The 23,526-nt window shown below is 65.5% G+C and carries 21 protein-coding genes; 14 read left to right on the plus strand and 7 right to left on the minus strand.

What is annotated here, in order from left to right; genetic code table 11:
* Positions 1 to 84 precede the first annotated feature (84 nt).
* Together IB236_RS20160 and gph are read left to right on the plus strand one after the other, a co-directional pair.
* Positions 85 to 366 carry a hypothetical protein gene (locus IB236_RS20160; RefSeq protein WP_192421938.1) on the plus strand — a complete coding sequence of 94 codons (282 nt, stop codon included), beginning with the start codon at positions 85 to 87 and terminating at the stop codon, positions 364 to 366.
* Positions 367 to 2,571: 2,205 nt separating this feature from the next.
* A complete protein-coding gene (gene gph, locus IB236_RS20165) occupies positions 2,572 to 3,267 on the plus strand; it encodes a phosphoglycolate phosphatase (RefSeq protein WP_192421944.1) in 696 nt (231 codons plus the stop codon).
* 19 nt (positions 3,268 to 3,286) lie between these two features.
* Here gph and IB236_RS20170 read toward each other — a convergent pair whose 3' ends face one another.
* Together IB236_RS20170 and IB236_RS20175 are read right to left on the minus strand one after the other, a co-directional pair.
* Positions 3,287 to 4,936: a methyl-accepting chemotaxis protein gene (locus IB236_RS20170; protein WP_192421946.1), complete on the minus strand. Its 1,650-nt coding sequence runs from the start codon at positions 4,934 to 4,936 to the stop codon at positions 3,287 to 3,289.
* Between the two features lie 279 nt (positions 4,937 to 5,215).
* A complete protein-coding gene (locus tag IB236_RS20175; protein WP_015016056.1) occupies positions 5,216 to 5,815 on the minus strand; it encodes a chalcone isomerase family protein in 600 nt (199 codons plus the stop codon).
* 362 nt (positions 5,816 to 6,177) lie between these two features.
* On the opposite strand from IB236_RS20175, the gene trpE reads away from it, so the two are divergent.
* The 8 genes from trpE (at position 6,178) to IB236_RS20215 (ending at position 12,066) form a co-directional block, all read left to right on the plus strand.
* Positions 6,178 to 7,677 (plus strand): anthranilate synthase component I, encoded by a 1,500-nt coding sequence (gene trpE / locus IB236_RS20180; RefSeq protein ID WP_192421948.1) that lies wholly within the window; start codon positions 6,178 to 6,180, stop codon positions 7,675 to 7,677.
* The gene (locus IB236_RS20185) at positions 7,674 to 8,009 is read left to right on the plus strand and encodes a chorismate mutase (RefSeq protein ID WP_108499139.1); all 336 of its coding nucleotides are present in this window, start codon (positions 7,674 to 7,676) and stop codon (positions 8,007 to 8,009) included. The genes trpE and IB236_RS20185 overlap by 4 nt, the downstream gene beginning before the upstream one ends.
* Positions 8,006 to 8,590 (plus strand): aminodeoxychorismate/anthranilate synthase component II, encoded by a 585-nt coding sequence (locus IB236_RS20190; RefSeq protein WP_056065297.1) that lies wholly within the window; start codon positions 8,006 to 8,008, stop codon positions 8,588 to 8,590. The genes IB236_RS20185 and IB236_RS20190 overlap by 4 nt, the downstream gene beginning before the upstream one ends.
* Positions 8,587 to 9,258 (plus strand): LysE family translocator, encoded by a 672-nt coding sequence (locus tag IB236_RS20195; protein WP_192421950.1) that lies wholly within the window; start codon positions 8,587 to 8,589, stop codon positions 9,256 to 9,258. Before IB236_RS20190 ends, IB236_RS20195 begins: the two co-directional genes overlap by 4 nt.
* Before the next feature lie 17 nt (positions 9,259 to 9,275).
* Positions 9,276 to 10,313, plus strand: a complete 1,038-nt coding sequence (trpD, locus tag IB236_RS20200; protein ID WP_056747856.1) for an anthranilate phosphoribosyltransferase — start codon at positions 9,276 to 9,278, stop codon at positions 10,311 to 10,313.
* A 20-nt stretch (positions 10,314 to 10,333) separates the two neighbouring features.
* Entirely contained in the window at positions 10,334 to 10,483 is a 150-nt protein-coding gene (locus tag IB236_RS20205; protein ID WP_192421952.1) for a hypothetical protein, read from the plus strand.
* Entirely contained in the window at positions 10,476 to 11,279 is an 804-nt protein-coding gene (gene trpC / locus IB236_RS20210) for an indole-3-glycerol phosphate synthase TrpC (RefSeq protein ID WP_108497475.1), read from the plus strand. Before IB236_RS20205 ends, trpC begins: the two co-directional genes overlap by 8 nt.
* Positions 11,280 to 11,349: 70 nt before the next feature.
* Complete coding sequence (locus tag IB236_RS20215) at positions 11,350 to 12,066, plus strand: uracil-DNA glycosylase (RefSeq protein WP_192421954.1); 717 nt, start codon at positions 11,350 to 11,352, stop codon at positions 12,064 to 12,066.
* A 47-nt stretch (positions 12,067 to 12,113) separates the two neighbouring features.
* Here IB236_RS20215 and IB236_RS20220 read toward each other — a convergent pair whose 3' ends face one another.
* Positions 12,114 to 13,088 carry a helix-turn-helix domain-containing protein gene (locus tag IB236_RS20220; protein WP_158236095.1) on the minus strand — a complete coding sequence of 325 codons (975 nt, stop codon included), beginning with the start codon at positions 13,086 to 13,088 and terminating at the stop codon, positions 12,114 to 12,116.
* 352 nt (positions 13,089 to 13,440) lie between these two features.
* Between IB236_RS20220 and IB236_RS24525 the strand changes: the two genes are divergently transcribed.
* Together IB236_RS24525 and IB236_RS20230 are read left to right on the plus strand one after the other, a co-directional pair.
* Positions 13,441 to 15,168: a methyl-accepting chemotaxis protein gene (locus IB236_RS24525; RefSeq protein ID WP_192421956.1), complete on the plus strand. Its 1,728-nt coding sequence runs from the start codon at positions 13,441 to 13,443 to the stop codon at positions 15,166 to 15,168.
* Positions 15,169 to 15,243: 75 nt separating this feature from the next.
* Positions 15,244 to 16,476: an HD-GYP domain-containing protein gene (locus IB236_RS20230; RefSeq protein WP_099732323.1), complete on the plus strand. Its 1,233-nt coding sequence runs from the start codon at positions 15,244 to 15,246 to the stop codon at positions 16,474 to 16,476.
* Positions 16,477 to 16,497: 21 nt separating this feature from the next.
* On the opposite strand, the gene IB236_RS20235 is transcribed toward IB236_RS20230, so the two are convergent.
* A complete protein-coding gene (locus IB236_RS20235) occupies positions 16,498 to 17,439 on the minus strand; it encodes a LysR family transcriptional regulator (protein ID WP_192421958.1) in 942 nt (313 codons plus the stop codon).
* Between the two features lie 152 nt (positions 17,440 to 17,591).
* On the opposite strand from IB236_RS20235, the gene IB236_RS20240 reads away from it, so the two are divergent.
* A complete protein-coding gene (locus tag IB236_RS20240; protein WP_099731947.1) occupies positions 17,592 to 18,575 on the plus strand; it encodes a tripartite tricarboxylate transporter substrate binding protein in 984 nt (327 codons plus the stop codon).
* Between the two features lie 146 nt (positions 18,576 to 18,721).
* Positions 18,722 to 20,323, plus strand: coding sequence for a gamma-glutamyltransferase family protein (locus IB236_RS20245; protein WP_099731948.1), 1,602 nt, complete (start codon positions 18,722 to 18,724; stop codon positions 20,321 to 20,323).
* Positions 20,324 to 20,407: 84 nt separating this feature from the next.
* On the opposite strand, the gene IB236_RS20250 is transcribed toward IB236_RS20245, so the two are convergent.
* From IB236_RS20250 to IB236_RS20260, 3 genes are all read right to left on the minus strand, one after another.
* Positions 20,408 to 21,313 (minus strand): DMT family transporter, encoded by a 906-nt coding sequence (locus IB236_RS20250; protein WP_192421959.1) that lies wholly within the window; start codon positions 21,311 to 21,313, stop codon positions 20,408 to 20,410.
* A complete protein-coding gene (gene queA, locus IB236_RS20255; protein ID WP_192421962.1) occupies positions 21,310 to 22,473 on the minus strand; it encodes a tRNA preQ1(34) S-adenosylmethionine ribosyltransferase-isomerase QueA in 1,164 nt (387 codons plus the stop codon). The genes IB236_RS20250 and queA overlap by 4 nt, the downstream gene beginning before the upstream one ends.
* A 90-nt stretch (positions 22,474 to 22,563) precedes the next feature.
* The gene (locus tag IB236_RS20260; protein WP_192421964.1) at positions 22,564 to 23,523 is read right to left on the minus strand and encodes a 1-phosphofructokinase family hexose kinase; all 960 of its coding nucleotides are present in this window, start codon (positions 23,521 to 23,523) and stop codon (positions 22,564 to 22,566) included.
* Between the last annotated feature and the right edge of the window lie 3 nt (positions 23,524 to 23,526).

The following is a 23,526-nucleotide window of genomic DNA, read 5'->3' on the forward strand; positions in this document are numbered from 1 at the left end:
GCTTGCCCAGCTTGATGTAGAGCTCAACGGCTCGGATTCGATCTTCGTAGGAATACATGAACTACCTCCTGGTAGTCCAAGTTTTTGTCCGCATCCCCTGGTGGTCAGGATTGGATCGGCTCTAACACTTACGAGACCAACGGCGTTGTGGGCTTGTTGGGCTACGTCGAGCCTGAAATAGCTCTGGAAATGGTCAATGAGGCCGGAAGGTGTATGAGTAACGATAAGCGCTTCGCACATGTTGGGGTGCATGATCTGATCGTCGAAGGTTCGACTCACGTACCTCGTACCGTAGTAGGGCAAATCGTCAATGCCAAGCCCCAAGTATGTATTGCCAACATGCTGGCCCTGAACCTCACAGCCTAAACAGGAAAGCCAGCTCCCAGTTTTAAGATTGCTTCCGATCAGTCATGGGGATTAGTGGGTCACTTCTGCGTGGAAATCAACACTGTACAGGGCCAAACTAACGTGAACCGCATCGAGCGGCAGGCGATCTAGCATCTGTCAAAGGTCTATCCGTCACACCCCAAGCACGGTGTATCTGTAGTGCGCTCGCCTACCGCAGCTTCTCTAGGTCTCGCAATCGCTGGCCTACTCTTAGGTTGCTGCTGGTAGCCATCCCTAGCAGATGACAAACGTCGCTCACTTTCACGAAAACTCGTCCGTCAGTACCCTCGGGTGAATTCAACGCCATGTAATCTGGTAGACCAACTGCTTGAGTTGGTTTGAAGCAGTTGCGGGACTTCCCATGGTGGTGGCACTTTGCATTTGCGGGTGCTGTTGCCATGGGGAGTGTTAACTGAGCCGCAGGGGCGGGCAGGCAGATCGAGCTCTCTTTGGGAGCCCTTTCTGTTTGGGCCCCCATCTCTGCAAGCAGCGGTAAAACCGTGCGGGATCTGAGCATTTGGACAACAAACGGGAGGTGAGCGGTGCTCAAATCCTGCCAGGAGCGGTCTGTAGCGGCAGATTAAAGTGGATGCTTAACGTGTCTGTACGCCCTATAAGTTAGGCCTCATTTCGTAGCTCAAGAACATACATTGCAATCTGCCGAAGAGGCGCCAAATTTCTTCACTTCTGCAGTGGCGTTAACCTCTCCATTCTCAGTGGAGCAGCGGACGCAAAGTGATAAATGACCGTCCCGTTTTCCAAGTCGGTGAACTGCACATCGATTGCTCCGGCGGTCCGAGACGCCTCTCTCGCAAATGCAGCTCCATCCTCTAGAACGATCTGTTCAGGCCAGTCTTTGCCAGGTAGAGCACGGAATCTCATAAGAGAAGCTGTGCCAAAACGAACCTTCACTATGCAACCGGATGGTTTGCAGTCCATCGCACCTGCTCCCTGCAGCCGCTTCTCTATAGTCAACGCAACCTTCACAGGCCGTCGGGGGTCATTGCGTACCGAGATGTATCCGTAGTTGGTCAATTTCGTCTCGGCGGGACGTGGCAACGTGTTCCGGCTCATAAGCGTAGCCTCTGGCTGGAGATCGCCCGTATGAAGATCCGGCTGCTGACCGTATGCCCACTCGCGCTGCGTCGGAAACTCTTGGCTCGATTGTGCGAAGCTTGCCCGGACTGAGCCCACGACCACAGTGGAAGCAATAAGTGGTGCGACGAGCCAAGCGCGTGTTCTATCGGATGTTTTCATGGGCGTGCGTGATTGTGAAAGATGGCCACGGTGAGTTCCAACGTAATGTATCCCGCGAAATCTGCGGAATAAACTGGACCATGCGGGATATCCTGGGCACGGCCCTTGCCGGAAGCGGCTTGCAGCACAGGGTTGCAAGGGATCGCCTGTGCAATCATCCAGGTATAAGAATTCTGCGAAGCGCGGCAGCGTCAACTCAGCCAACTATAGTTTTGCAGCTAGCAGACATCGGGATTTCCAACAGCAGCGTGCGGCAAGCCAAAGTCAGCTTACGGGTGGTTCTTCTAAAAGGTGGTTGAGGGCCGCCCGCTAGCGTCCCTCAGCGTGGGGCAGAAACCGGCCAATACCGGCCGCTGGCTGATGCCGTTCAAACCGACCAGAAGAAGCCGCAACACTCCGCATCGCGGCCAACAGTCGAACTTAGTTGTCACAGCTACTATGAAATGTCCTTGGTGTAATCGCGAAATCGGCTTCGTTCCTCCGACGAAGTCGCACCCGGACATCTGCCCGGTCTGTCAGCACTACATTGCTAGCGTTTTTCATCGGCGTACGGTGTTTCTTTGCGCATCGGTGTTGATTCCTGCTGCTTGGGTTCTAGCACCCTTGGCTGATCCCATGACGAGCAAAGTAGTCTGGCTCGTTGCTGTAGTGGCGCCATTGATTACCGGTATGCGTCTGGAGAAGTGGCGCTAACTGCGCCTGGTGCTATGCCAGAGACCACGGGTTGAGTTTCGACCGCTTAGGGCCCGCTAGGGTCCCTCGCTGTCGGGCAGAATCCGCCCTGCAAAGCCGTCGGCCTGGCCCACATGCAGGTCAGCTTGCGCCAGCTTGTGCCGTGGCTGCGGGCAACGTGACCATCGATTGCAAACTCTATTCCGAGGCGCTAGGCCTTACGATCCGAAAAGTTGCAAACTCTATTTCGCATTTGTGAACTTTATTCCGATAGACCACACCGGCGTGGACGCCGCCATCATCGACCTGGACGGAACCATGGTGGACACCATGGGTGATTTCAACGAGGCACTGAACCGCATGCTGCGCGAACTGGAGCTGCCGTCGATTGCGGCACAGACCATCGAACACATGGTGGGCAAGGGGTCGGAGCATTTGCTACGTTTAGTGCTCCACCACGTGCTGGCGCAGATAAATCATGCCTCTGTTGCTACTGAAATTGAAGCGTTTTATCCATCGGCCTGGGCCAGCTACCAACGCCACTATCTCGCCATCAATGGTCAGTATGCCGGGGTGTATGACGGTGTGGAGGCGGGGCTCCAGGCTTTGCGCGCCCGGGGGCTGCGTCTCGCCTGTCTGACCAACAAGCCCCGGGACTTTGCGCTGCCCTTGCTGCAGTCCAAGGGGCTTGACGGCTATTTCGAGAAGGTCTTCGGTGGCGACTCGTTCGAGCGCAAGAAGCCCGATCCGTTGCCTTTGCTCAAGACCTGCGAAGCCTTGGGTACCGACCCCGCGCGCACGCTCATGGTGGGCGACTCCAGCAACGATGCGCAGGCCGCGCGGGCTGCGGGCTGCCCGGTGGTGCTGGTCACCTATGGCTACAACCACGGCCAGCCCGTGCGGGCCGTGGATGCCGATGGTTTTGTGGATGCGCTGGCGCAGCTCGCCTGAGCTGGCCGAGCCTGCCTGTTCAGGCGGTCAGCTGGCGCGGCGCCACGCTGCGGTAGTCCAGACGTGATGACGCGGGGGGATTGCTGCGCACGGGGGCGGGCACGGTGCTGGTGTGGCGCGTGGCGTTGTCCGAGAGGCGGAAGACCGCCACGGCATCCACCAGCTGGCCGGCCTGGGTCTTGAGGCTGTCGGCGGCGGCCGCACTTTGTTCCACCAGGGCGGCGTTTTGCTGGGTGGCCTGGTCCATCTGCGTGATGGCCTCGCCGACCTGTGAGACGCCCTGGCTTTGTTCGCTGCTGGCAGCGCTGATCTCGCCCATGATGTCGGTCACGCGCCGGATGGCGCTGACCACTTCGGTCATCGTGGCGCCGGCCTTGTCCACCAGGGCCGTGCCGCGCTCCACGCGTTCCACGCTGGTCCCAATCAGACCCTTGATCTCCTTGGCGGCCTCGGCGCTGCGTTGTGCCAAGCTGCGCACCTCGCCCGCCACCACGGCAAAGCCCCGACCCTGTTCGCCCGCGCGTGCGGCCTCCACAGCCGCGTTCAGCGCCAGGATGTTGGTCTGGAAGGCGATGCCGTCGATGACGCTGATGATGTCTGCGATCTTGCGGCTGCTGTCGTTGATGCCCTTCATGGTGTCCACCACCTCGGCCACAACGTCTCCGCCCTGCACGGCCACGGTGCTGGCACTCATGGCCAGCTGGTTGGCGGTGCGGGCGTTGTCGGCGTTCTGGCGCACGGTGGAGCCCAGCTCTTCCATGGAGGCTGCGGTTTCCTCCAGTGCGCTGGCCTGCTGTTCTGTGCGGGCACTCAGGTCGTTGTTGCCGGATGCAATCTCGGCACTGGCCGTGGCCACGCCCTCGGCACTGTTGCGCACGTTGCCCACGATGGTGGCCAGGCGCGATTGCATGGTGGACAGTGCCTGCAGCAACTGGCCGGTTTCGTCATTGCCGCTGGTGGTAATGGGGTGGGTCAGGTCGCCATCTGCAATGCTTTCGGCGGCTTGTTGGCCTTGCTGCAAGGGGCGCACGATGGAGCGCGTGACGGTCAGGCCCATCAATGCGCCGAGCGCGACGGCCACCAGCGTGCCTACGCCCAACAGCACCTGGCTGGCTTTGGCCAGGGTGGAGGTGTCTGCCTGGCTTTCGGCCAGCTGGGCGGCCATGGTTTTGCGCAGGTCGTCGAGGGATTGAAGGTATTTGTCGGCCAGCGGGCGCAGGTCCTTGTCCACGAGGGCGGGCACGTTGGGTTCGCCACCGCGGTGCAGTTCCCGGATTTCGTTGAGCTTGTCGTTGTAGGCCTGCCGGGCCGTCGCAATTGCGGCCAGAAGCCCCTTGGCCTGGTCGCCTTGCACCAGTGCCTCAATGCGCTTGACCTTGGCTTCCATGCCCTTCGCCGTCGCCTGGGTATCGGCGGTGAGCTTGTCCATGTAGTCGCGGTCGATGGCCTTGAGGAAGGCCTCGGTGCGTACCCAGTTCAGCCGGATGTCTGACGCCCAGTCCTCCACAAGGGTTTGCTGCTCGATCTCCTGCGTGGCGACGCGCTCGCTGGCACTTTGCAGGCTGGCAATGCGCCACATCCCTGTGGCCGCAATTAGAGCCGTGATGAGAAGAATGGCGCCGAAGGATGCGCCCAGGCGCAGGCCGACGGAAAGGTTGCTGAGTTTCATGGTGGTGTCTGGCGCGTAAGGGGGCTGGGGGCAGAAGGGGCGTTACAGACGGCTCGTTGCGGGGCGCGGATAGCGCACAAAGCTCGGTTCAGGCCGTGGCCTCGGGCGCTGCGGGTGCACGCAGCGGGAGGCCGGTTGTCGCGTTGTCAAAAAGGGCTGGAAAGGTTGGGCAATGGCTGAGGCGGGGACTGAGGCACAGGCTACTCCCGGGTAGGGGGCGCGTCTGTCGGGCGCGCGACAGCCTTTGCCGGGAGGGCGTGGGTGTTTGCCCTAGGAGGACTAGGACGATGACTGGGCGGTCTTGCCCAGCAACGCGTCCTTGAGCTTCCAGTCAGCTGGCGCATTGCCCAGCCAGATACCCAGCAACGCGTTGAAGAACTCGGGTTCCTTGAAGGGCTCTCCCTGCGGCTTGCCCTTGACGGTGATGATGGTGCCGGTACCCGGAATCCAGTCGATCTGGAACTGGTCTCCCGCCACCAGCTTCTTGTGGTCCGAGAAGATCTGGCTCATGCGTAGCACGCCAGGAATGAGCTTGGAGAATGCCGCGCGGTCCATGTTGTCCTCCATGCCGCGCGAGAACAGCTTGCCCAGCTCGGTGGAGTCGATGTCGCGCAGCATGGTGATGCTCATGCGCTTGGGGCCCTTCTGGGCCATGACGTCGGCGGGTGTGCCAGCTTTCTTTTCGAGATAAAGCCCCGCCGTGTATACCTTGAACACTGCCTTGTAGCGCACCCCTGCGCCGTTGAGCTGCAGGGTGCTGCCGCTCAGGCTGGCGGTTTCTTCGTATTTCACGTCGGCCACGGTAATGGGCTGGGCAATGGCACTGGCTGCCAACAGGCAAGCTCCCGCCATCACAGCGCATCGCGTCAGGAATTTCATGCGCAGCTCCTAAAAAAGAACGGTCGTTCGTTTCAAATTGTTGCAGCGCTCCTGTCGGGCCGCAACAGGGTTTTCGAGCGGTTGTGCGATCTCGCTGTGAGGGCTGTCAAATCAGCCCGCTAAAAAAGCTTTGCTACACTTTGGCCCATGTTCATTCACCACGTGTTCATCACAGGTTGCAGCGACCGGGGAGCCTGGCCCTGGCGTCAGCCTGTCGCTTTGAACGCCTGATGGCACCTGGGCAGCAGCCCCAGCGTGCACCCGTGGCCTCCACCCGAATGCGGTGAGGCCGATTGAATGGACCGCAGCGCCCCTTTTCCATTGCACAGGGACACGCGCTGCGACAGCTGGGAGCCCTCCCCGTGATCACAGAACTTGAATTCAAAAGCCTGGCCAGCGAAGGCTACAACCGCATTCCGCTCATGGCCGAGGCCTTTGCGGACCTGGAAACTCCGCTCTCGCTCTATTTGAAGCTGGCGCACACCAAAGACGGCGGCAAGCACAGCTTCCTGCTCGAATCCGTGGTGGGCGGCGAGCGCTTCGGGCGCTACAGCTTCATTGGCCTGCCCGCCCGCACCCTGCTGCGCGCCAGCGGCTTTGGCGACCAGGCCAAGACCGAGGTGGTGACCGACGGTCAGGTGGTCGAGACCGCGCAAGGCAACCCGCTCGATTTCATCGAGGCCTACCAAAAGCGTTTCAAAGTGGCTTTGCGCCCCGGCCTGCCGCGTTTTTGTGGCGGCCTGGCCGGTTACTTCGGCTACGACGCGGTGCGCTACATCGAAAAGAAGCTGGAGACCACCTGCCCACCCGATACCCTAGGCTGCCCCGACATTCTGCTGCTGCAGTGCGAGGAGCTGGCCGTCATCGACAACCTCTCGGGCAAGCTCTACCTCATCGTCTACGCCGACCCGGCCCAGCCGGAGGCGTACGCCAAGGCCAAGAAGCGCCTGCGCGAGCTGAAAGAGCAGCTCAAGTATTCGGTGAGTGCCCCCGTGGTCAGGGCCACCGAAAGCCACCCCGCCCAGCGCGACTTTGCCAAGGCTGACTACCTGGCCGCCGTGGAGCGCGCCAAGGAGCTGATCGCTGCGGGCGACTTCATGCAGGTGCAGGTGGGCCAGCGCATCCACAAGCGCTACACCGAGTCGCCCCTGTCGCTGTACCGCGCGCTGCGTTCGCTGAACCCGTCGCCGTACATGTATTTCTACGACTTTGGCGACTTCCATGTGGTGGGCGCCAGCCCCGAGATCCTGGTGCGTCAGGAGAAGACCGACGAAGGCACCAAGGTCACCATCCGCCCGTTGGCGGGCACCCGCCCGCGCGGCGCCACACCCGAGAAGGACAAGGCCACCGAGGTTGAACTCATCAACGACCCCAAGGAACGTGCCGAGCACGTGATGCTGATCGACCTGGCGCGCAACGACATCGGCCGCATTGCCAAAACGGGCACCGTGAAGGTGACCGAGGCCTTTGCAGTGGAGCGCTACAGCCACGTGATGCACATCGTGAGCAACGTGGAAGGCATCCTGCACGACGGCATGACCAGCATGGATGTGCTCAAGGCCACCTTCCCCGCCGGCACACTCACCGGCGCGCCCAAGGTGCACGCCATGGAACTCATCGACCAGCTGGAACCCACCAAGCGCGGCCTGTACGGCGGCGCCTGCGGCTACCTGAGCTACGCGGGCGACATGGACGTGGCGATTGCGATCCGCACCGGCATCATCAAGAACGGAACGCTCTACGTGCAGGCGGCAGCCGGTGTGGTGGCTGACTCGGTGCCCGAGCTGGAATGGAAAGAAACCGAACACAAGGCCCGTGCGCTGCTGCGCGCCGCCGAACTGGTCGAGGAGGGGCTGGAATGACCCTCGCTATCACCCGAGTCAAACCCTGCGCCACCATGCAGGACGTGCGCCGCGAAGTGAACGCGCTGGACGACGTCCTGGTGCCCTTGCTGGTGGAGCGCGTGGGCTACATGACCCAGGCCGCCCGCATCAAGCAAGGTGTGGAACAGGTGCGCGATGAAGCGCGCATCGAGGCCATCGTGGCCCGCGTGCGCGAGCGCGCCCAGGCCGAAGGCGGCGACGCCGACGTGATGGAAGCCATCTACCGCAGCCTCATGGAAGCCTGCATTGCCTATGAACACCGCGAGTTCGCCCGTTTGCGCGAGCCCGCCCTTGCCGGGAGCGCCGCATGAAACTCTTGATGGTCGACAACTACGACAGCTTCACTTACAACATCGTCCAGTACTTTGGTGAACTGGGCGCCGAGGTCGAGGTGTTCCGCAACGACGAGATCACCGTGGCCGAGATCGAGGCGCGCCTCAACGCGGGCCAGCTCGACCGCCTGGTGATTTCACCCGGGCCTTGCTCGCCTGCGGAAGCGGGCATCTCGGTGGCCGCTATCAAGCACTTTGCCGGCAAGCTGCCCATCCTGGGCGTTTGCCTGGGCCACCAGAGTATTGGCGCGGCCTTCGGCGGCAACATCATCCGCGCGCAGGAGCTGATGCACGGCAAGACCAGCGTCATCACCACCACGCAAAAGGGCGTGTTTGCGGGGCTACCCGAGCAGTTCACCGTCAACCGCTACCACTCGCTGGCCATCGAGCGCGCCACCTGCCCCGATGTGCTGGAGGTGACGGCCTGGACGGAGGACGGCGAGATCATGGGCGTACGCCACAAGACGCTGGCGATCGAAGGCGTGCAGTTCCACCCCGAAAGCATCCTCACCGAACACGGCCACGCCATGCTCAAGAACTTTCTGGAGCAGCGCGCATGAGCTTCATCGACGCCCACCAGCTGGTGATGTTTATCGCCGCAGGCTGGCTGCTCAACCTCACGCCAGGCCCCGATGTGCTTTACATCGTGACCAACGCGCTCAAGTCCGGCACCCGCGCGGGCATCGTGGCGGGCCTGGGCATCACGGCTGGGTGTTTTGTGCACATCTTTGCGGCCGCCGTGGGCGTGGGTGCGCTGCTGGCCGCATCGGCCACGGCGTTCACCGTGCTCAAGTGGATCGGAGCAGCGTACCTGATGTGGATGGGTGTGCGCATGCTGTTGTCCAAGCCCGGTGCCGATGGGGGCAACAGCGCAGCGCTGGCAGCCGCGCAGGCGGCCCCTGCGCAGCACACACCGCTGCGCAAGGTGTTCCTCGGTGGCTTCTGGACCAATGTGCTCAACCCCAAGGTCGCGATCTTCTTCCTGGCCTTTGTGCCGCAGTTCATCGCGCCGGGCGCGGACAACAAGGCGCTGGCCTTTGTGCTGTTGGGCGTGCTGTTCAACCTCAACGCCGTCCCCGTCAATGTGGGCTGGGCGCTGGCGGCATCGTGGATGGCACGGCGCGCCGGGGTGATCCAGCGCGGCATGTACTGGCTGGACCGCGTGGCCGGTGCCATGTTCATCGGCTTCGGGCTCAAGCTGGCCTTCACAGACCAGCCCTCTGCATAAATACCAGGAGACATTCCATGCCCATTACCCCCCAGGAAGCGCTGCAGCGCACCATCGAGCACCGCGAAATCTTCCACGACGAGATGCTGCACCTGATGCGGCTCATCATGAACGGCGAACTCTCGCCCGTCATGACCGCGTCCATCATCACCGGCCTGCGCGTGAAGAAGGAAACCATCGGCGAGATCACCGCTGCCGCGCAGGTGATGCGCGAGTTCAGCACCAAGGTGCACGTCAAGGACGCGACCCACATGGTGGACATCGTGGGTACGGGCGGCGACGGTGCCAACACCTTCAACATCTCCACCTGCTCGATGTTCGTGGCCGCCGCCGCGGGCGCCAAGGTCAGCAAACATGGCGGGCGCGGTGTGTCGAGCAAAAGCGGCAGCGCCGATGTGATGGAGGCCCTGGGCATCCACATCAACCTCAAGCCCGAGCAGATCGCCCAGTGCATCGCTGAAGTCGGCATCGGCTTCATGTTTGCGCCCAACCACCACCCGGCCATGAAGAACGTGGCCCCGGTGCGCAAGGAATTGGGCGTGCGCACCATCTTCAACATCCTGGGCCCGCTGACCAACCCGGCCGGTGCGCCCAACATCCTGATGGGCGTGTTCCACCCCGACCTCGTCGGCATCCAGGTGCGCGCGCTGCAGCGCCTGGGCGCAGAACACGCGCTGGTGGTGTACGGCCGTGACGGCATGGACGAAGTGAGCCTGGGCGCCGCCACGCTGGTCGGTGAGCTGAAGAACGGCCAGATCACCGAATACGAGATCCACCCTGAAGACTTCGGCCTGCCTATGGCGAGCAACCGCGCCCTCAAGGTCGAAACACCCGAGCAGTCGCGTGAGATGCTGATCGGCGTGCTGAAGGGCGAACCCGGTGCCGCGCAGGACATCGTCTGCCTGAATGCAGGCGTGGCCCTGTACGCCGCCAACGTGGCCGAGTCCATCCAGACGGGCATTGCCAAGGCACGCGCTGCGATTGCCTCCGGCGCCGCGCTCGCCAAGCTGGAGCAGGTGGTCACACGCACGCATGCGCTGGCCACAGCGGTCTGATACGGCGGCCTGACCCCGCCATGTGGCACGACCCGGGCACCTGGATCGCACTGGGCGTCTCTGCCCTGTTCATCGTGGCCGGGGTCGTGATGCACCGCGTGTTCACCCGCATTCTGAAACAGGGCTCCGCTGAGCCCACCGAAACCGACAAGGCAGCCAACCATGAGTAGTGACATCCTCAACAAGATCGTGGCCGTCAAGCACGAAGAAGTGGCCGCCGCCAAGAAGCGCCTGCCGTTCGACGCGATGCGCGCCGATGCCGAGAGCCGCGTGCTCACGCGCGACTTTGAAGGCGCGCTGCGGGCCAAGATCGCCAAGGGCCAGGCGGCGGTGATTGCCGAGGTCAAGAAGGCCAGCCCCAGCAAGGGCGTGCTGCGCGCTGACTTCGAGCCCGCTGACATTGCGCAAAGCTATATGGAAGGCGATGGCAAGGTCAGCGCGGCCTGCCTGTCGGTGCTGACCGACCGGCAGTTCTTTCAGGGCCAGCCCGACTACCTGAAGCAGGCCCGCGCCAGCACCTTGCTGCCTGTGCTGCGCAAGGACTTCATGGTGGATGCGTACCAGATCTACGAATCGCGGGCCATGGGCGCCGACGCCATCCTGCTGATCGCCGCGAGCCTGGATGACGCCCAGATGGCTGACTTCGAGGCCATTGCCCGCAGCCTGGACATGGCGGTGCTGGTGGAGGTGCACGACCGCGCCGAACTGGAGCGGGCGCTCAAGCTCAAGACCCCGCTGGTGGGCATCAACAACCGCAACCTGCGCACGTTTGAAGTCACGCTGGACACCACCCTGGGCATGCTCAAGGATGTGCCTGCGGACCGTTTGCTGGTCACCGAGTCCGGCATCCTCAAGCCCGCCGACGTGAAGACCATGCGCGACGCGGGTGTGCACGCCTTCCTGGTGGGCGAGGCCTTCATGCGGGCGGATGACCCCGGCCTGGCGCTGGCCAAGCTGTTCGCTTGACTGTGATCAATCACTATGTTTTTGATAGCTGCTGGAGCATATGTAACTAGCGCTACCAACCCATTTCGCCATGAATTCCTCTGAAATGCCCGCCACGCAACTCCAGACGGCCCAACCCGCCGACTGGCCGGTGGCCCCTGGCTGGCAACCTTTGGTGGACGCCTTTTTTGCAGGCGCGCGTGGGCAGGCGTTGCTCGCTCACTTGCAGGCGCGGCTGCAGGCCGGGGCTGCGATCTTTCCGCCCCAGCCGTTGCGCGCGCTGGACCTGACGCCACCCGAAGACGTGCGCGTGGTCATCCTGGGGCAGGACCCGTACCACGGCCGGGGCCAGGCCGAGGGTCTGGCATTTTCCGTGGCGCCGGGCGTGCGGCTGCCGCCCTCGCTGCAGAACATCTTCAAGGAAATGCAGCGCGACCTGGGGGTGGCCTTTCCCCCGTTCCCGAACCCCGGCGGTAGCCTGGTCAAGTGGGCAAAGAATGGCGTGCTGCTGCTCAACACCTGCCTCACGGTGGAAGAGGGCCAGGCCGCCAGCCATGCGGGCAAGGGCTGGGAAAAGCTGACTGACACCGTCATCCGCCACGTGGCCGAGGGCCCGCGTCCGGTGGTGTTCATGCTCTGGGGCTCGCACGCACAGGGAAAGCGCGCGTGGATTCCCGCAGACCGGGGGCACCTGGTGCTCACGTCCAACCACCCCTCGCCGTTATCGGCGCTGCGCCCGCCCGTGCCCTTCATTGGCAACGGGCACTTTGGCAAGGCGCGGGATTTTCGCGCGCAGCACGGTTACTGAGCCCTTGCACGGCGGCCCCCAGGGGTCATGGGCCGCCCTTTCGGTTTTCAAACCCTTCGCGTGCGGGTCTGGGCAGGTGACTCGCCATAGCGCTCACGGTAGAACGCTGAAAAGCTGCTGGCGCTGGCAAACCCGCAATCCATGGCAATCTGCGCGATGCTGTCCGCGCTGTCCTGAAGCAGGTGTTGGCGCGCGGTCGCCAGCCGCTGGTCGCGCAGCCACTGCATGGGGGACTGCCCAAACCGGTGCTGAAACGCGTATTGCAGCGCCCGGACCGACAGGCAGCCCAGCTGGGCCAGCTCGCTGAGGGTGAAGCGAGCCCCGGGCTCGGCCAGCATCGCATCGCACACCTTGTCCACGGCCACGCGTTCGCGCAGGCTGCCCGGGCGGGGTGGGCGGGTCTCCGCAGTCAGCCAGTCCGGCCGGAACAGCAGCACCAGCTGGCGGTAAACAAAGTCCTGAAAACCCAGCCGATGCAGCAGCTCTGGCTGGTCCAGGTGCAGGTGGATGGTGGCCCCGATGTGCCGCGCCAGGGCCTCCAGAGAAGGGCCCATCTGCGAAGTCAGAAAGCGGACCCGCCCATGGTCCAGGTCGACCGGGCACCCCGCTTCCAGACCCCGCAATGCGCGCGCCGCCATGTGCAGCCCCTGGGGGTCCAGTTGCAGCATGAGCACGTTCTGGCCCTGGCCGACGGCTTCCTGGGGGCCAGAACCCGCCGGAATGAACACGCAGCGGGGGCCGGTCAGCTCCAGCTTCTGGTTCTGCACCCGCAACTCGTTGTGGCCTTGCAGCTTGAAGGACACGGAGGCGCGCGTGTTGTCTTCCACCGCAACACGCAGCGACGTAAACGACGCGGCTATGGCGGATATGCCGGGCAGCACCACGGAGGCCGACTGGCCCGCAAAGGCTTTGTCCCGTGGCTGTGCATCGCAATCCTGGAGCTTGGGCCACAGGGGCAGGACCGATTCTCCGAACGCTGCGGGGGTGGAGAAGGTGGCGCAACGGTCGTTGCCGAACAGCAAAGGGGACGGGACGGACGTTGGGTTCAGAGCGCGATACCGCTGAATGCGGGAAGAAAACCAGAGGTGGCCGGGTGTGAGCCTTGGGCTCTGCATCGAGTTCCTGGGTGGCGCAGTGTACAAGCAGACCTTGCGGTCAATGGCTGCCAAATAAACACCTGGAGGTTACTTTTGCGTTAAACATGCACACAACTGCGCGAATCGTGTAGACGGTAGTCAGGCTGTGTTTGGACAATCCCGCTGAGTCGGGGGGAGGTCTGCGGGCCCGGCGGCGCATGCCGCCGCCGGGTGGCTGTGGCGCGGAGCATCCACGGTGTCTTGCCATCGACAAGAACACAGCAAAGGAAATGACGTCGTGGAATGGTTCAAGAAGCTTTCGGTAGGGAGCAAGCTGATTGGCGGGTTTCTCGCCGTCGCGGCCGTGGGGGCGGTGATCGGGATCAACGGAGTCCAGAAATCGTCCCAGATCAATGACCTGGCCCAGCTGATGTATGAGCGCGAGATCGCTGGCATGTTGCATGCCACCGAAGCCAACATCAACCTTGTCGTCGCCGGGCGGGCCATGCGCAGTGCGCTGCTGGCGGTGTCGGAGCAGGAGCGCGCCACCCAATTGCAGGCTGCCGGCGAGAGCGTGTCGCAGGCACAGAGCGAACTGGAGCGCTCCGCCCAGTACTTCGTCACCGACAGCGGCAAGGCCCTGGCACGGGACGCTGGCGCTGCCTTGCGCGATTACGCAGCCGGGCTGGACCAGGTCGCGGCCTTGCTCAAGGAGGAGGAGCTGGCCAACGTGCGCGCCTCCACCGACAAGATGCGCGCAGTGCGCACCCTGGCCGACAAGGCCGACGACCTGCTGGGCAAGCTGGTCGAGCGCAAGCGCAGCGACGCCAAGGCGCTCAACGATGAGACGGACGCGATCTACGGCCGCATCCGCGTGCTGCTGATCTCCTTGACGGCCGGTGGTGCCCTGGTAGGGCTCGCGATTGGCGTGGCCCTCACCCGCAGCCTCACGCGCGCGCTGGGCGGCGAGCCGGCCGCTGTGGCGCAGGCTGCCAATGCCATCGCTGCCGGGGACCTGTCTCTGCCCATCGATACATCGCGTGCCGGGGCGGGCAGTGTGGTGGCTGCGATGCACGACATGCAGCGCTCGCTGCGCAGCGTGGTGGGTACGGTGCGCGAGGCCAGCGACAGCATTGCCACGGGCGCCGGTCAGATCTCGGTGGGCAATGCCGACCTGTCCCAGCGCACCGAGGAGCAGGCCAGCAACCTGGAGGAGACGGCGGCCTCGATGGAAGAGCTGACCAGCACCGTGCAAAGCAGTGCCGACGTGTCGCGCCAGGCGGCCGAGCTTGCGCGCAGCGCCAGCGCGGCGGCCCACGATGGCGGCCGCGTGGTGGGGCAGGTGGTGGCGACGATGGCAGAGATCAACACATCGTCCCAGCGCATCTCCGACATCATCGGCGTGATCGACGGCATCGCTTTCCAGACCAACATCCTGGCGCTGAACGCTGCGGTGGAGGCGGCGCGTGCAGGCGAGCAGGGCCGTGGTTTTGCCGTGGTGGCGAGCGAAGTGCGCAGCCTGGCCCAGCGCAGCGCAGCGGCGGCGAAAGAGATCAAGGGCCTGATCGAGGACAGCGTGGGCCGGGTCGAGAAAGGCAGCCAGCTGGTCAACGATGCCGGCCAGGTGATGGACACCCTGGTGGCCCAGGTGCGCAGCGTGGCCGACCTGATCGGCGACATCACCACCGCCACGCAGGAGCAAACTGCAGGCATCAGCCAGATCAACGAAGCCGTGACCCAGCTGGACACGGTGACCCAGCAAAACGCCGCCCTGGTCGAAGAGGCGGCCGCCGCCGCAGACAGCCTGAACAGCCAGGCCCAGCAACTGGTGCAGGCGGTGGCCGTGTTTCGCCTGGGGCCGGATGCGCAGCGACCCGCCCCCGCGACCGGTCTTGCCGCGCCCGGGGCGTCACAGCGGCTGGCCCCTGCACTGCCACGCGCGGCACAGAAGGCGGTACCGGGCGCCGGTACTACCGCCCGACAGGCGGCCTCGGCAGGCGATGGGGATGCCTGGACGCGTTACTGAACAAGGTGGGGAGTGGCATGGGCTGAACCCCGCCGGGTTCCCCATGCCAGGTAGGTCGCAATGGATGGTGCCCCTGTGTTGAAAAGGATTCCGGTCGATCAGGCCCTGCCAGGCATGTTTGTGCACGCGCTGGATGCGTCGTGGATGGACCATCCCTTCTGGCGCAGCCGGTTTGCCCTGCAGGGTGAGGACGATGTCCTGGCCCTGCGCAGCAGTGGGGTGGCGCATTGCTGGATCGATGTCTCGCGCGGCGCGGATGTGGCTGCCGGGGCTGCATCTGTGCGCGAGGGCGGTGCGTACACCCCGGCGGACCTGCCAGCCGCCCCTGCCACGCAGGCTGCATCGCGGCAGCACCACATCCCGGCCCGGGGCGATGCGGTGACCCCGCCCCACCGCGCCGAACGGCTGGCAGTGAAGGCGCGCGAGGTGGTCCGGGCGCTGTTCTGCCAGGCCCGTGCGGGGCAGGCGATATCCCTGGACCACAGCTTGGCCATCGTGGATGAGCTGACGGCGGCGGTGGCGACGCAGCCCGGAGCGCTGATCGGGCTGGTGCGCCTCAAAAGCAAGGACAACTACACCTTCGCGCATTCCGTGGCGGTGTGCACCTTGATGATCGCGCTGGCGCGCCAACTGGGTTTGGCGCCCGACCAGGTGCGGGAGGCGGGCATGTGCGGGTTGCTGCACGACGTGGGCAAGCTGCGGGTGCCTGGCCACATCCTGGACAAGCCGGGCAAGCTCACGCCCGAAGAGTTCCGGGTGATGCAGATGCACCCGCAGCACGGGGTGGAGATCCTGCGTCGTGGTGGCCAGGTACCGGACTCCGTGATCGACGTCTGTCTGCACCACCATGAAAAGATGGACGGCAGCGGCTACCCGCATGGCTTGCCACAGGGACAGATCAGCCTGCTGGCACGCATGGCGGCGGTCTGCGATGTGTATGACGCGGTGACTTCCGAGCGGGCCTACAAGAGCGCCTGGGACCCGGCCATGGCCCTGGCGCGGATGGCGCAGTGGGAGGGGCATTTCGACCCGTCGATCCTGCACGCCTTCGTACGGGTGGTGGGTATCTACCCGGTGGGGTCGCTGGTGCGTCTGGCCTCGCACAGGCTCGCCGTGGTGGTGGAGCACAACCCCGAGGCCCTGACGGCGCCCCGGGTGCGCGTGTTCTTCTCGCTGCGCTCTGGCTCGCACATCGAACAGCGGGTGGTGGACTTGTCCCGCACCGGCGAGGCAGACCACATCGTCGCGCGGGAGGACCCGCACACTCACGGGTTCATGCGGCTGGCCCACCTCTGGCAGCCGCAGTGACCGGAGTGCCTCAGCGCCTGTTCACGATCTCGCCGGGGACCGATTGTCAGCAGGCTCTTCGCCCGGCAGCTGTTCCTTGAGCAGTTCCAGAAACGCCTGCGCCGCCACCGGCAGGCTGCGCCCGGCCAGGGTCTGGAGTTCGATGTCGCGCAGGTCCATGCCAGGGTCGCTGATGGGCAGGGCCACGATGGCGCCTTCGGCCACCAGGTGGCGCACGGCGATCTCGCTGGCTACGGACAGGCCGCCGCCCAGCTGTACAAAGTTGACCACCGTCTTGGCGTGGTTGCTGATGAGCACGGCTTCGAGCTGCAGGCCCTGGCGGCTGCAGACGATGTCGATCATCTGGCGCACCGTGGTTTCGGCCGGGGGCAGCGCGAGGGGGTGCCCGGCCATCTGCGCCAGGGTCACGCTGCCTGCGCTGGCCAGTGGGTGGCCCGGGGGCAGCAGGGCCAGCACCGGCGCGCTCTGGCGGTAGGCCACGTCGATGTCCTTGTGCGGTGCGCGGCTGAAGCACAGGCCGATGTCGGCTGCGCCGCTGCGCACGGCGTCGGGCACCTGGGCGGTGGGCAAGGCGATCACGCTGAACTGCACCCCTGCGTACGTGCGCTGGAACTCCACGCACAGGCGCGGCACCAGCTCGTTCGCGAACGCATCCGATGTGGCCAGACGCACCTGCCCCGCACGCAGGCCCTGCAGCGCGCCGATCTCGCCCAGCGCGCGCTCGGCGTCCAGCAACGTGCGGCGCGCGTGCACCGCCAGGATCTCGCCCGCCGCCGTCAGCACCATGCCGCGCGGGTGGCGCTCAAAGAGGGGCGTGCCCAGCTGGGCTTCCAGCCCCGCGATCTGGCGGCTCAGTGCCGAGGCGGCCACATGCAGCCGGGCCGAAGCCTCGGTGAGCGATCCACTCTGCGCCACGGCCAGAAAGTAGCGCAGGGTGGTGTCTTGCAGCAGGTGGGGACGCATGGAGGAAGGGGCGGAGAGGGAGGTGTTCAGTATGCGCCGGTTTGCCGTGGTGGCAAAGCAGCTTGCTGAAATGCTGGTGGTCAAGCAAGGCGCAGCTTCCTAAGATGGTTCCATCCTCTGTTGTGTCCGATTTCTTTGCGGGAGTGCTCTGTATGCGTCTACTTTCCTGGGGCCGTGGTGTCTGGGGCCTGGCCGGCCTGCTGGTGCTGGCATCTGCCGCGCAGGCACAAGCCAACTGGCCGGATCGCCCTGTGCGGGTGATCGTGCCCTTCCCCGCCAGCGGCGCGACCGACCTGGTGGCCCGTACCGTTACCCAGCGCGTCGCGGCCGACCTGGGGCAGCAACTGGTGGTGGACAACAAGCCCGGCGCTGGCGGCACCCTGGGCACGGCCGAGGCGGCCAAGGCCGCACCCGACGGCTACACCCTGCTGCTGACCACGAGCAGCACACATGCCATCTCGCCCCACCTCATGCCCAAGCTGGCTTATGACCCGCGCAAGGACTTCACGCCGGTGGCCCATGTGGCCGACGCACCCAGCGTGCTGCTGGTCACCAACAGCCTGCCGGTCAAGACCGTGGGTGAACTGATTGCCTACGCCAAGGCCCACCCCGGCAAGCTCAACTACGCCACCAGCGGCAACGGCACCATCGTGCACCTGAACACGGCCGCCTTCAGCGCCCAGGCGGGTGTGGAGATGACGCACATCCCCTACAAGGGCACGGCCCTGGCCATCCCTGACCTGATTGCCGGGCAGACGCATGTGCTGTTTGACTCGCTGCCCACCGGCATGCCGCACGCCAAGGCCGGCCGCCTGCGCGCGCTGGCCGTGACCAGCGAAAAGCGCAGCACCCTGGCGCCTGAGCTGCCCACGCTGGCCGAATCTGGCCTGCCCGGCTATTCGTCGGTGACCTGGTTTGGTGTGTACCTGCCTGCCGGGGCATCCCCCGCGCTGGTGGAGAAGGTGCACAAGGCCTTTGCCAAAGCCGTGCAGGCTCCCGAAGTGGCCGAGAGCTTGGCCAAGCTGGGCGTGGAGCCCGCCGCACCGCGCACGCCCGCGCAGTTTGGTGCCATGGTGCAGGCCGATAGCAATCGCTGGGCGACGGTGATTCGCCAACACAAAATAAATATCGATTAACCCCCCTGAGTCGCCTTCGGCGCCTTCCCCCAAGGGGGACGACGCCCTCGGTGCGGGGCGGCCCTTTCTCGGCGTCTCTCGCCTGCGCCATGCCTGTTCTACCCGTGTCTGGCTCACCGGACATGGGCCTTGGAGACACACGCTTTATGAATTCCAATTCTCTCGACTGGTCCCTTCCCTACGCCTCCAACCGCAGCGCGGTCATGGGCCGCAATGTGGTCTCCACCTCGCAGCCGCTGGCCGCGCAGGCGGGCCTTCGCATGCTGCTGGCGGGTGGCAACGCGGTGGACGCCGCCATTGCCGCTGCCATGGCGCTCACGGTGGTGGAGCCCACGGGCTGCGGCCTGGGCAGCGACGGGTTTGCCATCGTGTGGGATGGCAAGGAGCTGCACGGCCTCAATGCCTCGGGCCGTTCGCCTGCGGCATGGACGCCTGAATACTTCGAGAAGCTGGGCGGCATTCCTGAAACGGGCTGGAACGCCGTCACCGTGCCGGGTGCCGTGTCGGCCTGGGTGGCCTTGTCCAAGCGCCTGGGCAAGCTGCCGTTTGCACAACTGGCCCAGCCCGCCATCGACTACGCGCGCAACGGCTTTCCGGTGTCGCCCACCATCGCCCGCCTGTGGGCGCTGGGCGCTGCCAAGCTGGGCACGCAGCCCGGTTTTGCCGAGTGCTTCATGCCGAATGGTCGCGTGCCCCAGGCGGGTGAAATCTTTCGCAGTGACGCCCATGCGCGCACGCTGGAGCTGATTGCCGAAACCGAGGGCGAGGCCTTCTACCGGGGCGTGATTGCCGAGCGCATCGCCGCCCATGCGCAAGCCAACGGAGGCGCCATGACGATGGCCGACCTGGCCGCCCACCAGGCCGACTGGGTGGGCACCATCCAGCAGCGGTTTGGCGACTCGGTGGTCCATGAGATTCCGCCCAACGGCCAGGGCATTGCGGCGCTGATGGCGCTGGGCATGCTCGACGCGCATGGCATTGGCAAGCACCCGCTGGACGACGTGGAAACCGTGCACGCCAGCATCGAGGCCATGAAGCTCGCGTTTGCCGACCTGCACCAGTACAACGCCGACATCGACGCCATGCACGTCAAGCCCGATGCGCTGCTGAACCCCGACTACCTGCGCAGCCGCGCCGCGCTGATCGACACCACGCGCGCTGGCGACCCCGGCTATGGCGCGCCACGCCCCGGCGGCACGGTGTACCTGGCGGCAGCCGACGCGTCGGGCATGATGGTCTCGTTCATCCAGTCCAACTACATGGGCTTTGGCTCGGGCGTGGTGGTGCCGGGCACGGGCATCAGCCTGCAGAACCGGGGCCACGGCTTCAACCTGATCCGGGGCCATGCCAACCAGGTGGCGCCGCGCAAGCGCCCCTCGCACACCATCATCCCGGCCTTTGCCATGCATGCCGACGGCACGCCGCAGATGGCTTTCGGCGTGATGGGCGGCCCCATGCAGAGCCAGGGCCACACGCAGATGGCGCTGCGCGTGCTGCGCTACGGCCAGAACCCGCAGGCAGCCGCCGATGCGCCGCGCTGGCGCATCACCGGCGGCAAGGGTGTGGCGGTGGAGCCAGGGTTCGACCCCGCCGTGGTCGCCGCGCTGCGCGCGCGCGGGCACGAGGTGACGGTGGAAGAGGGCAACGGCGTGTTCGCCTTTGGCGGCGCCCAACTGGTGCTTAAGAACGGCAACAGCTACATCGCGGGCTCCGACCCGCGCAAGGACGGGCACGCGGTGGCGTTCTGATCCATGCCCAGGCGGTGGGCTTGATGCTATTGAATATATAGCTGCTCAGGCATATTGCACTAGCGCTACCGGCTGTTTTGGTGCTTAACGTGTCTCGCGCACGGTCAGCCAGGCGCTGGCCGCGCCGCTGAGCACGATGGCCGCAATGCCCGCCATCGACCGCGCATCGGGCACATGGCGGTACACCAGCCAGCCCGCCAGCATGGCAAACCCGATCTGTGAATACAGGAACGGCGCAATCGTCACCGGCGTGGTGCGCGCATAGGCGTTGAGCAGCAGCATGTGGCCCACCGCGCTCGACAGGCCCATGGTGAACATGCCGGCCCACAGCCACGGGTCCCTCACCGGCTGCCAGAAGAACGGCACGCCCAGCGACACCAGCGCGGTGGCGATCCAGCTGGTGTAGAGCTGCGTGGTAGCGGGGCTCTCGTGCCCGGCCATCTTGCTGCTCAGCACCTGGTAGCCGGTGCCCGCAGCCAGCATGCACAGCGGCCACAGCAGCGCCCAGGTGAAGGCATCACCGCCGGGCCGGATGATGGCCAGCGTGCCCGCCAGGCCCGTCACCACCAGCAGCCAGCGCAAAGGGCTCACCGGCTGGTGCAGCCACAGGGCCGCTACCACCGTCACACACAGCGGCACCGTGGCCACGATGGCCGTGAACTCCGCCAGCGGCAGGGCCGTGAGGCTGATGAAGCCGAACAGGCTGGTCATGGCGAACAGCGCGCCGCGCAAGGCCTGGAAGCGGGGCTGTGTGGTGCGCAGCGCCGTGCGCCCCGCGCGCTGCAGCACGAAGGCCGTGGTCAGCAGCGACTGGAATACATAGCGCATCCACAGCGCCATGACGATGGGCACACCCACACTGACCAGCTTGCTCGCGGTGTCCAGCAGCGCAAAGAACGCGCAGGCCGTGACGGCGAGCGCGATGCCCGCCAGCGCCGCACGTCGGCGGGCTGCAGGACTGGTCGACGGCGCAGGGCCGGGGGGACTCACGGCGTGCCGCGCGCACGCTCCAGCAGCATGGCGTCGCCATAGCTGAAGAAGCGGTACTGATGCGCAATGGCGTGCCGGTACACGCCCATGATGTGGGCGTAGCCCGCAAACGCGCTCACCAGCATCATCAGCGTGCTCTTGGGCAGGTGGAAGTTGGTGATCAGCACATCCACCACCTGAAATGCAAAGCCCGGTGTGATGAAGATGTTGGTGTCGCCAGAGGCCTGGCCCGTCTTCGCCCAGGATTCGAGTGTGCGCACGGTGGTGGTGCCCACGGCCACCACGCGGCCGCCGCGCTGGCGGCAACGCTCCAGCGCCGCCAGCGTGGCCAGCGGGATCTCGTACCACTCGCTGTGCATCTGGTGCTCGGCCAGGTTCTCGGTCTTGCAGGGCTGGAAGGTGCCTGCGCCCACATGCAGCGTGACGCTGGCGCGCTCGATGCCGCGTGCGGCCAGGTCGGCCAGCACGCCTTCGTCAAAATGCAGCGCGGCCGTGGGCGCTGCCACGGCGCCGGGGTTGCGGGCAAACACGGTCTGGTAGCGCTGGCTGTCCTCGGCCTCGTCGGGGTCGTGGTCGGTGTTTTGCTGGCGCTCGATGTAGGGCGGCAGCGGCAGGTGGCCGTGGCGGTCCATCAGCTCCCAGGGCGACTCGCCTGCGGGGCCGTGCAGCGCAAAGCGGAACAGCGGGCCGTCCTCGGTGGGCCAGCGGCCCAGCAACTGCGCGTCAAAGCCGCCCGCCTTGCGGCCACCGGCCATGTGCACCACGCTGCCGGGCAGGGGCTTCTTGCTGACCTTCATGTGGGCCACGACTTCGTTACCCGGGTTGCCAGCCTCGGCGGGCAACACGCGTTCGATCAGCAGCTCCAGCTTGCCGCCGCTGGCCTTCTCGCCAAAGATGCGCGCCTTGACCACGCGCGTGTCGTTGAATACGAGCAGGTCGCCCTCGCGCAGCAGGCCGGGCAGCTCACGAAAGATGCGGTCCACCGGCTGCATGGCGCGGCCGTCGAGCAGGCGCGAGGCGCTGCGCTCGGGCGCGGGGTGCTGGGCAATGAGTTCGGGGGGCAGCGAGAAGTCGAAGTCGCTGAGGGTGAACACGCGGGGCGTGGAAGGGCCGCCGGAGGCGAGGGGCGCACTGGTTGCGCCGCTGGAGAGATCAGTCATCGTGCTTGAGGGCCGAACGGGCCCGTGCCAAGGTAAAAATTGCGGAAGGCGCGATTGTCCCACGGGGCTGCAGCCCCTGCAGGCGCGGTGCTATGGCTGGATGTTGAATGCCACTGGTGCCGGTACGCTGTGCACCAGCCGTTGCACGTCATCGGCCTGGGCCAGGGTGGTGCCCGGATGCAGCAAGGCGGCAGCGCCTGCGGCCACGCCCCAGCGCAGCGCCTCGGCAGGCGCATCGCCCCGGTCCAGCGCCCAGACCAGTGCCGCCAAAAAGCAGTCCCCAGCGCCCGTGGTGCCGGTCGTAGCGGGCACGTTCAGCGCTGGCGCCTGCCATACCCCCTCCCGCGTGGCCAGCACGGCGCCTTGCTCGCCCACCGACAGGGCCACGGTGTGGGCGGCGCCGCTGCGCACCAGCGACTGGGCGGCAGTGCACCAGTCGGCCGCCTGTTCCAGGGGCTGTTGCAACAGGTCGCGCAGCTCGCGCAGGCTGGGTTTGACCAGCGCCACCCCGGCCTGCAATGCCGTCGCCAGCGGCGGCCCCGAGGTGTCGACGGCCACATGCACGCCCCGGCCGGATGCGGCGTGCGCCAGCTGGGCGTAGAAGTCGTCCGGCGTGCCAGGCGGCAGGCTGCCGCTGGCAATCAGCCAGCGGGGTGGAGGGGTGTGGGTAGCCAGCGCATCCAGGCAGGCCTGCCACTCGCTGGCCTGCAGCGTGGGCCCGGGCAGCACAAACCGAAACTCCTGGCCCGTGCTGGTCTCGACCACCGAAAAGTTCTCGCGCGTGTCGCCCGCAATGCGCTGCAGCCGCGTGGGCACGCCCTCGCCGGCCAGCAACTGCTGCACCTGGGCGCCCGCCGCGCCGCCCGCCAGTGCCCACGCGCTCACGTCCGCGCCCAGGCGGTGCAGCACCCGCGCCACGTTGATGCCGCCGCCCCCCGCAAACCGCCGCACCGGGCCGCAGCGCAGCTTGTGTGTGGGGGCCACGTGGTCGGTGGTGGTCGCCAGGTCGAGGGCGGGGTTGAGCGTCAGGGTGATGATCAGTGCAGGCATGGG

Source organism: Acidovorax sp. ACV02 (assembly GCF_014851475.1).
Classification (GTDB): domain Bacteria; phylum Pseudomonadota; class Gammaproteobacteria; order Burkholderiales; family Burkholderiaceae_C; genus Acidovorax; species Acidovorax delafieldii.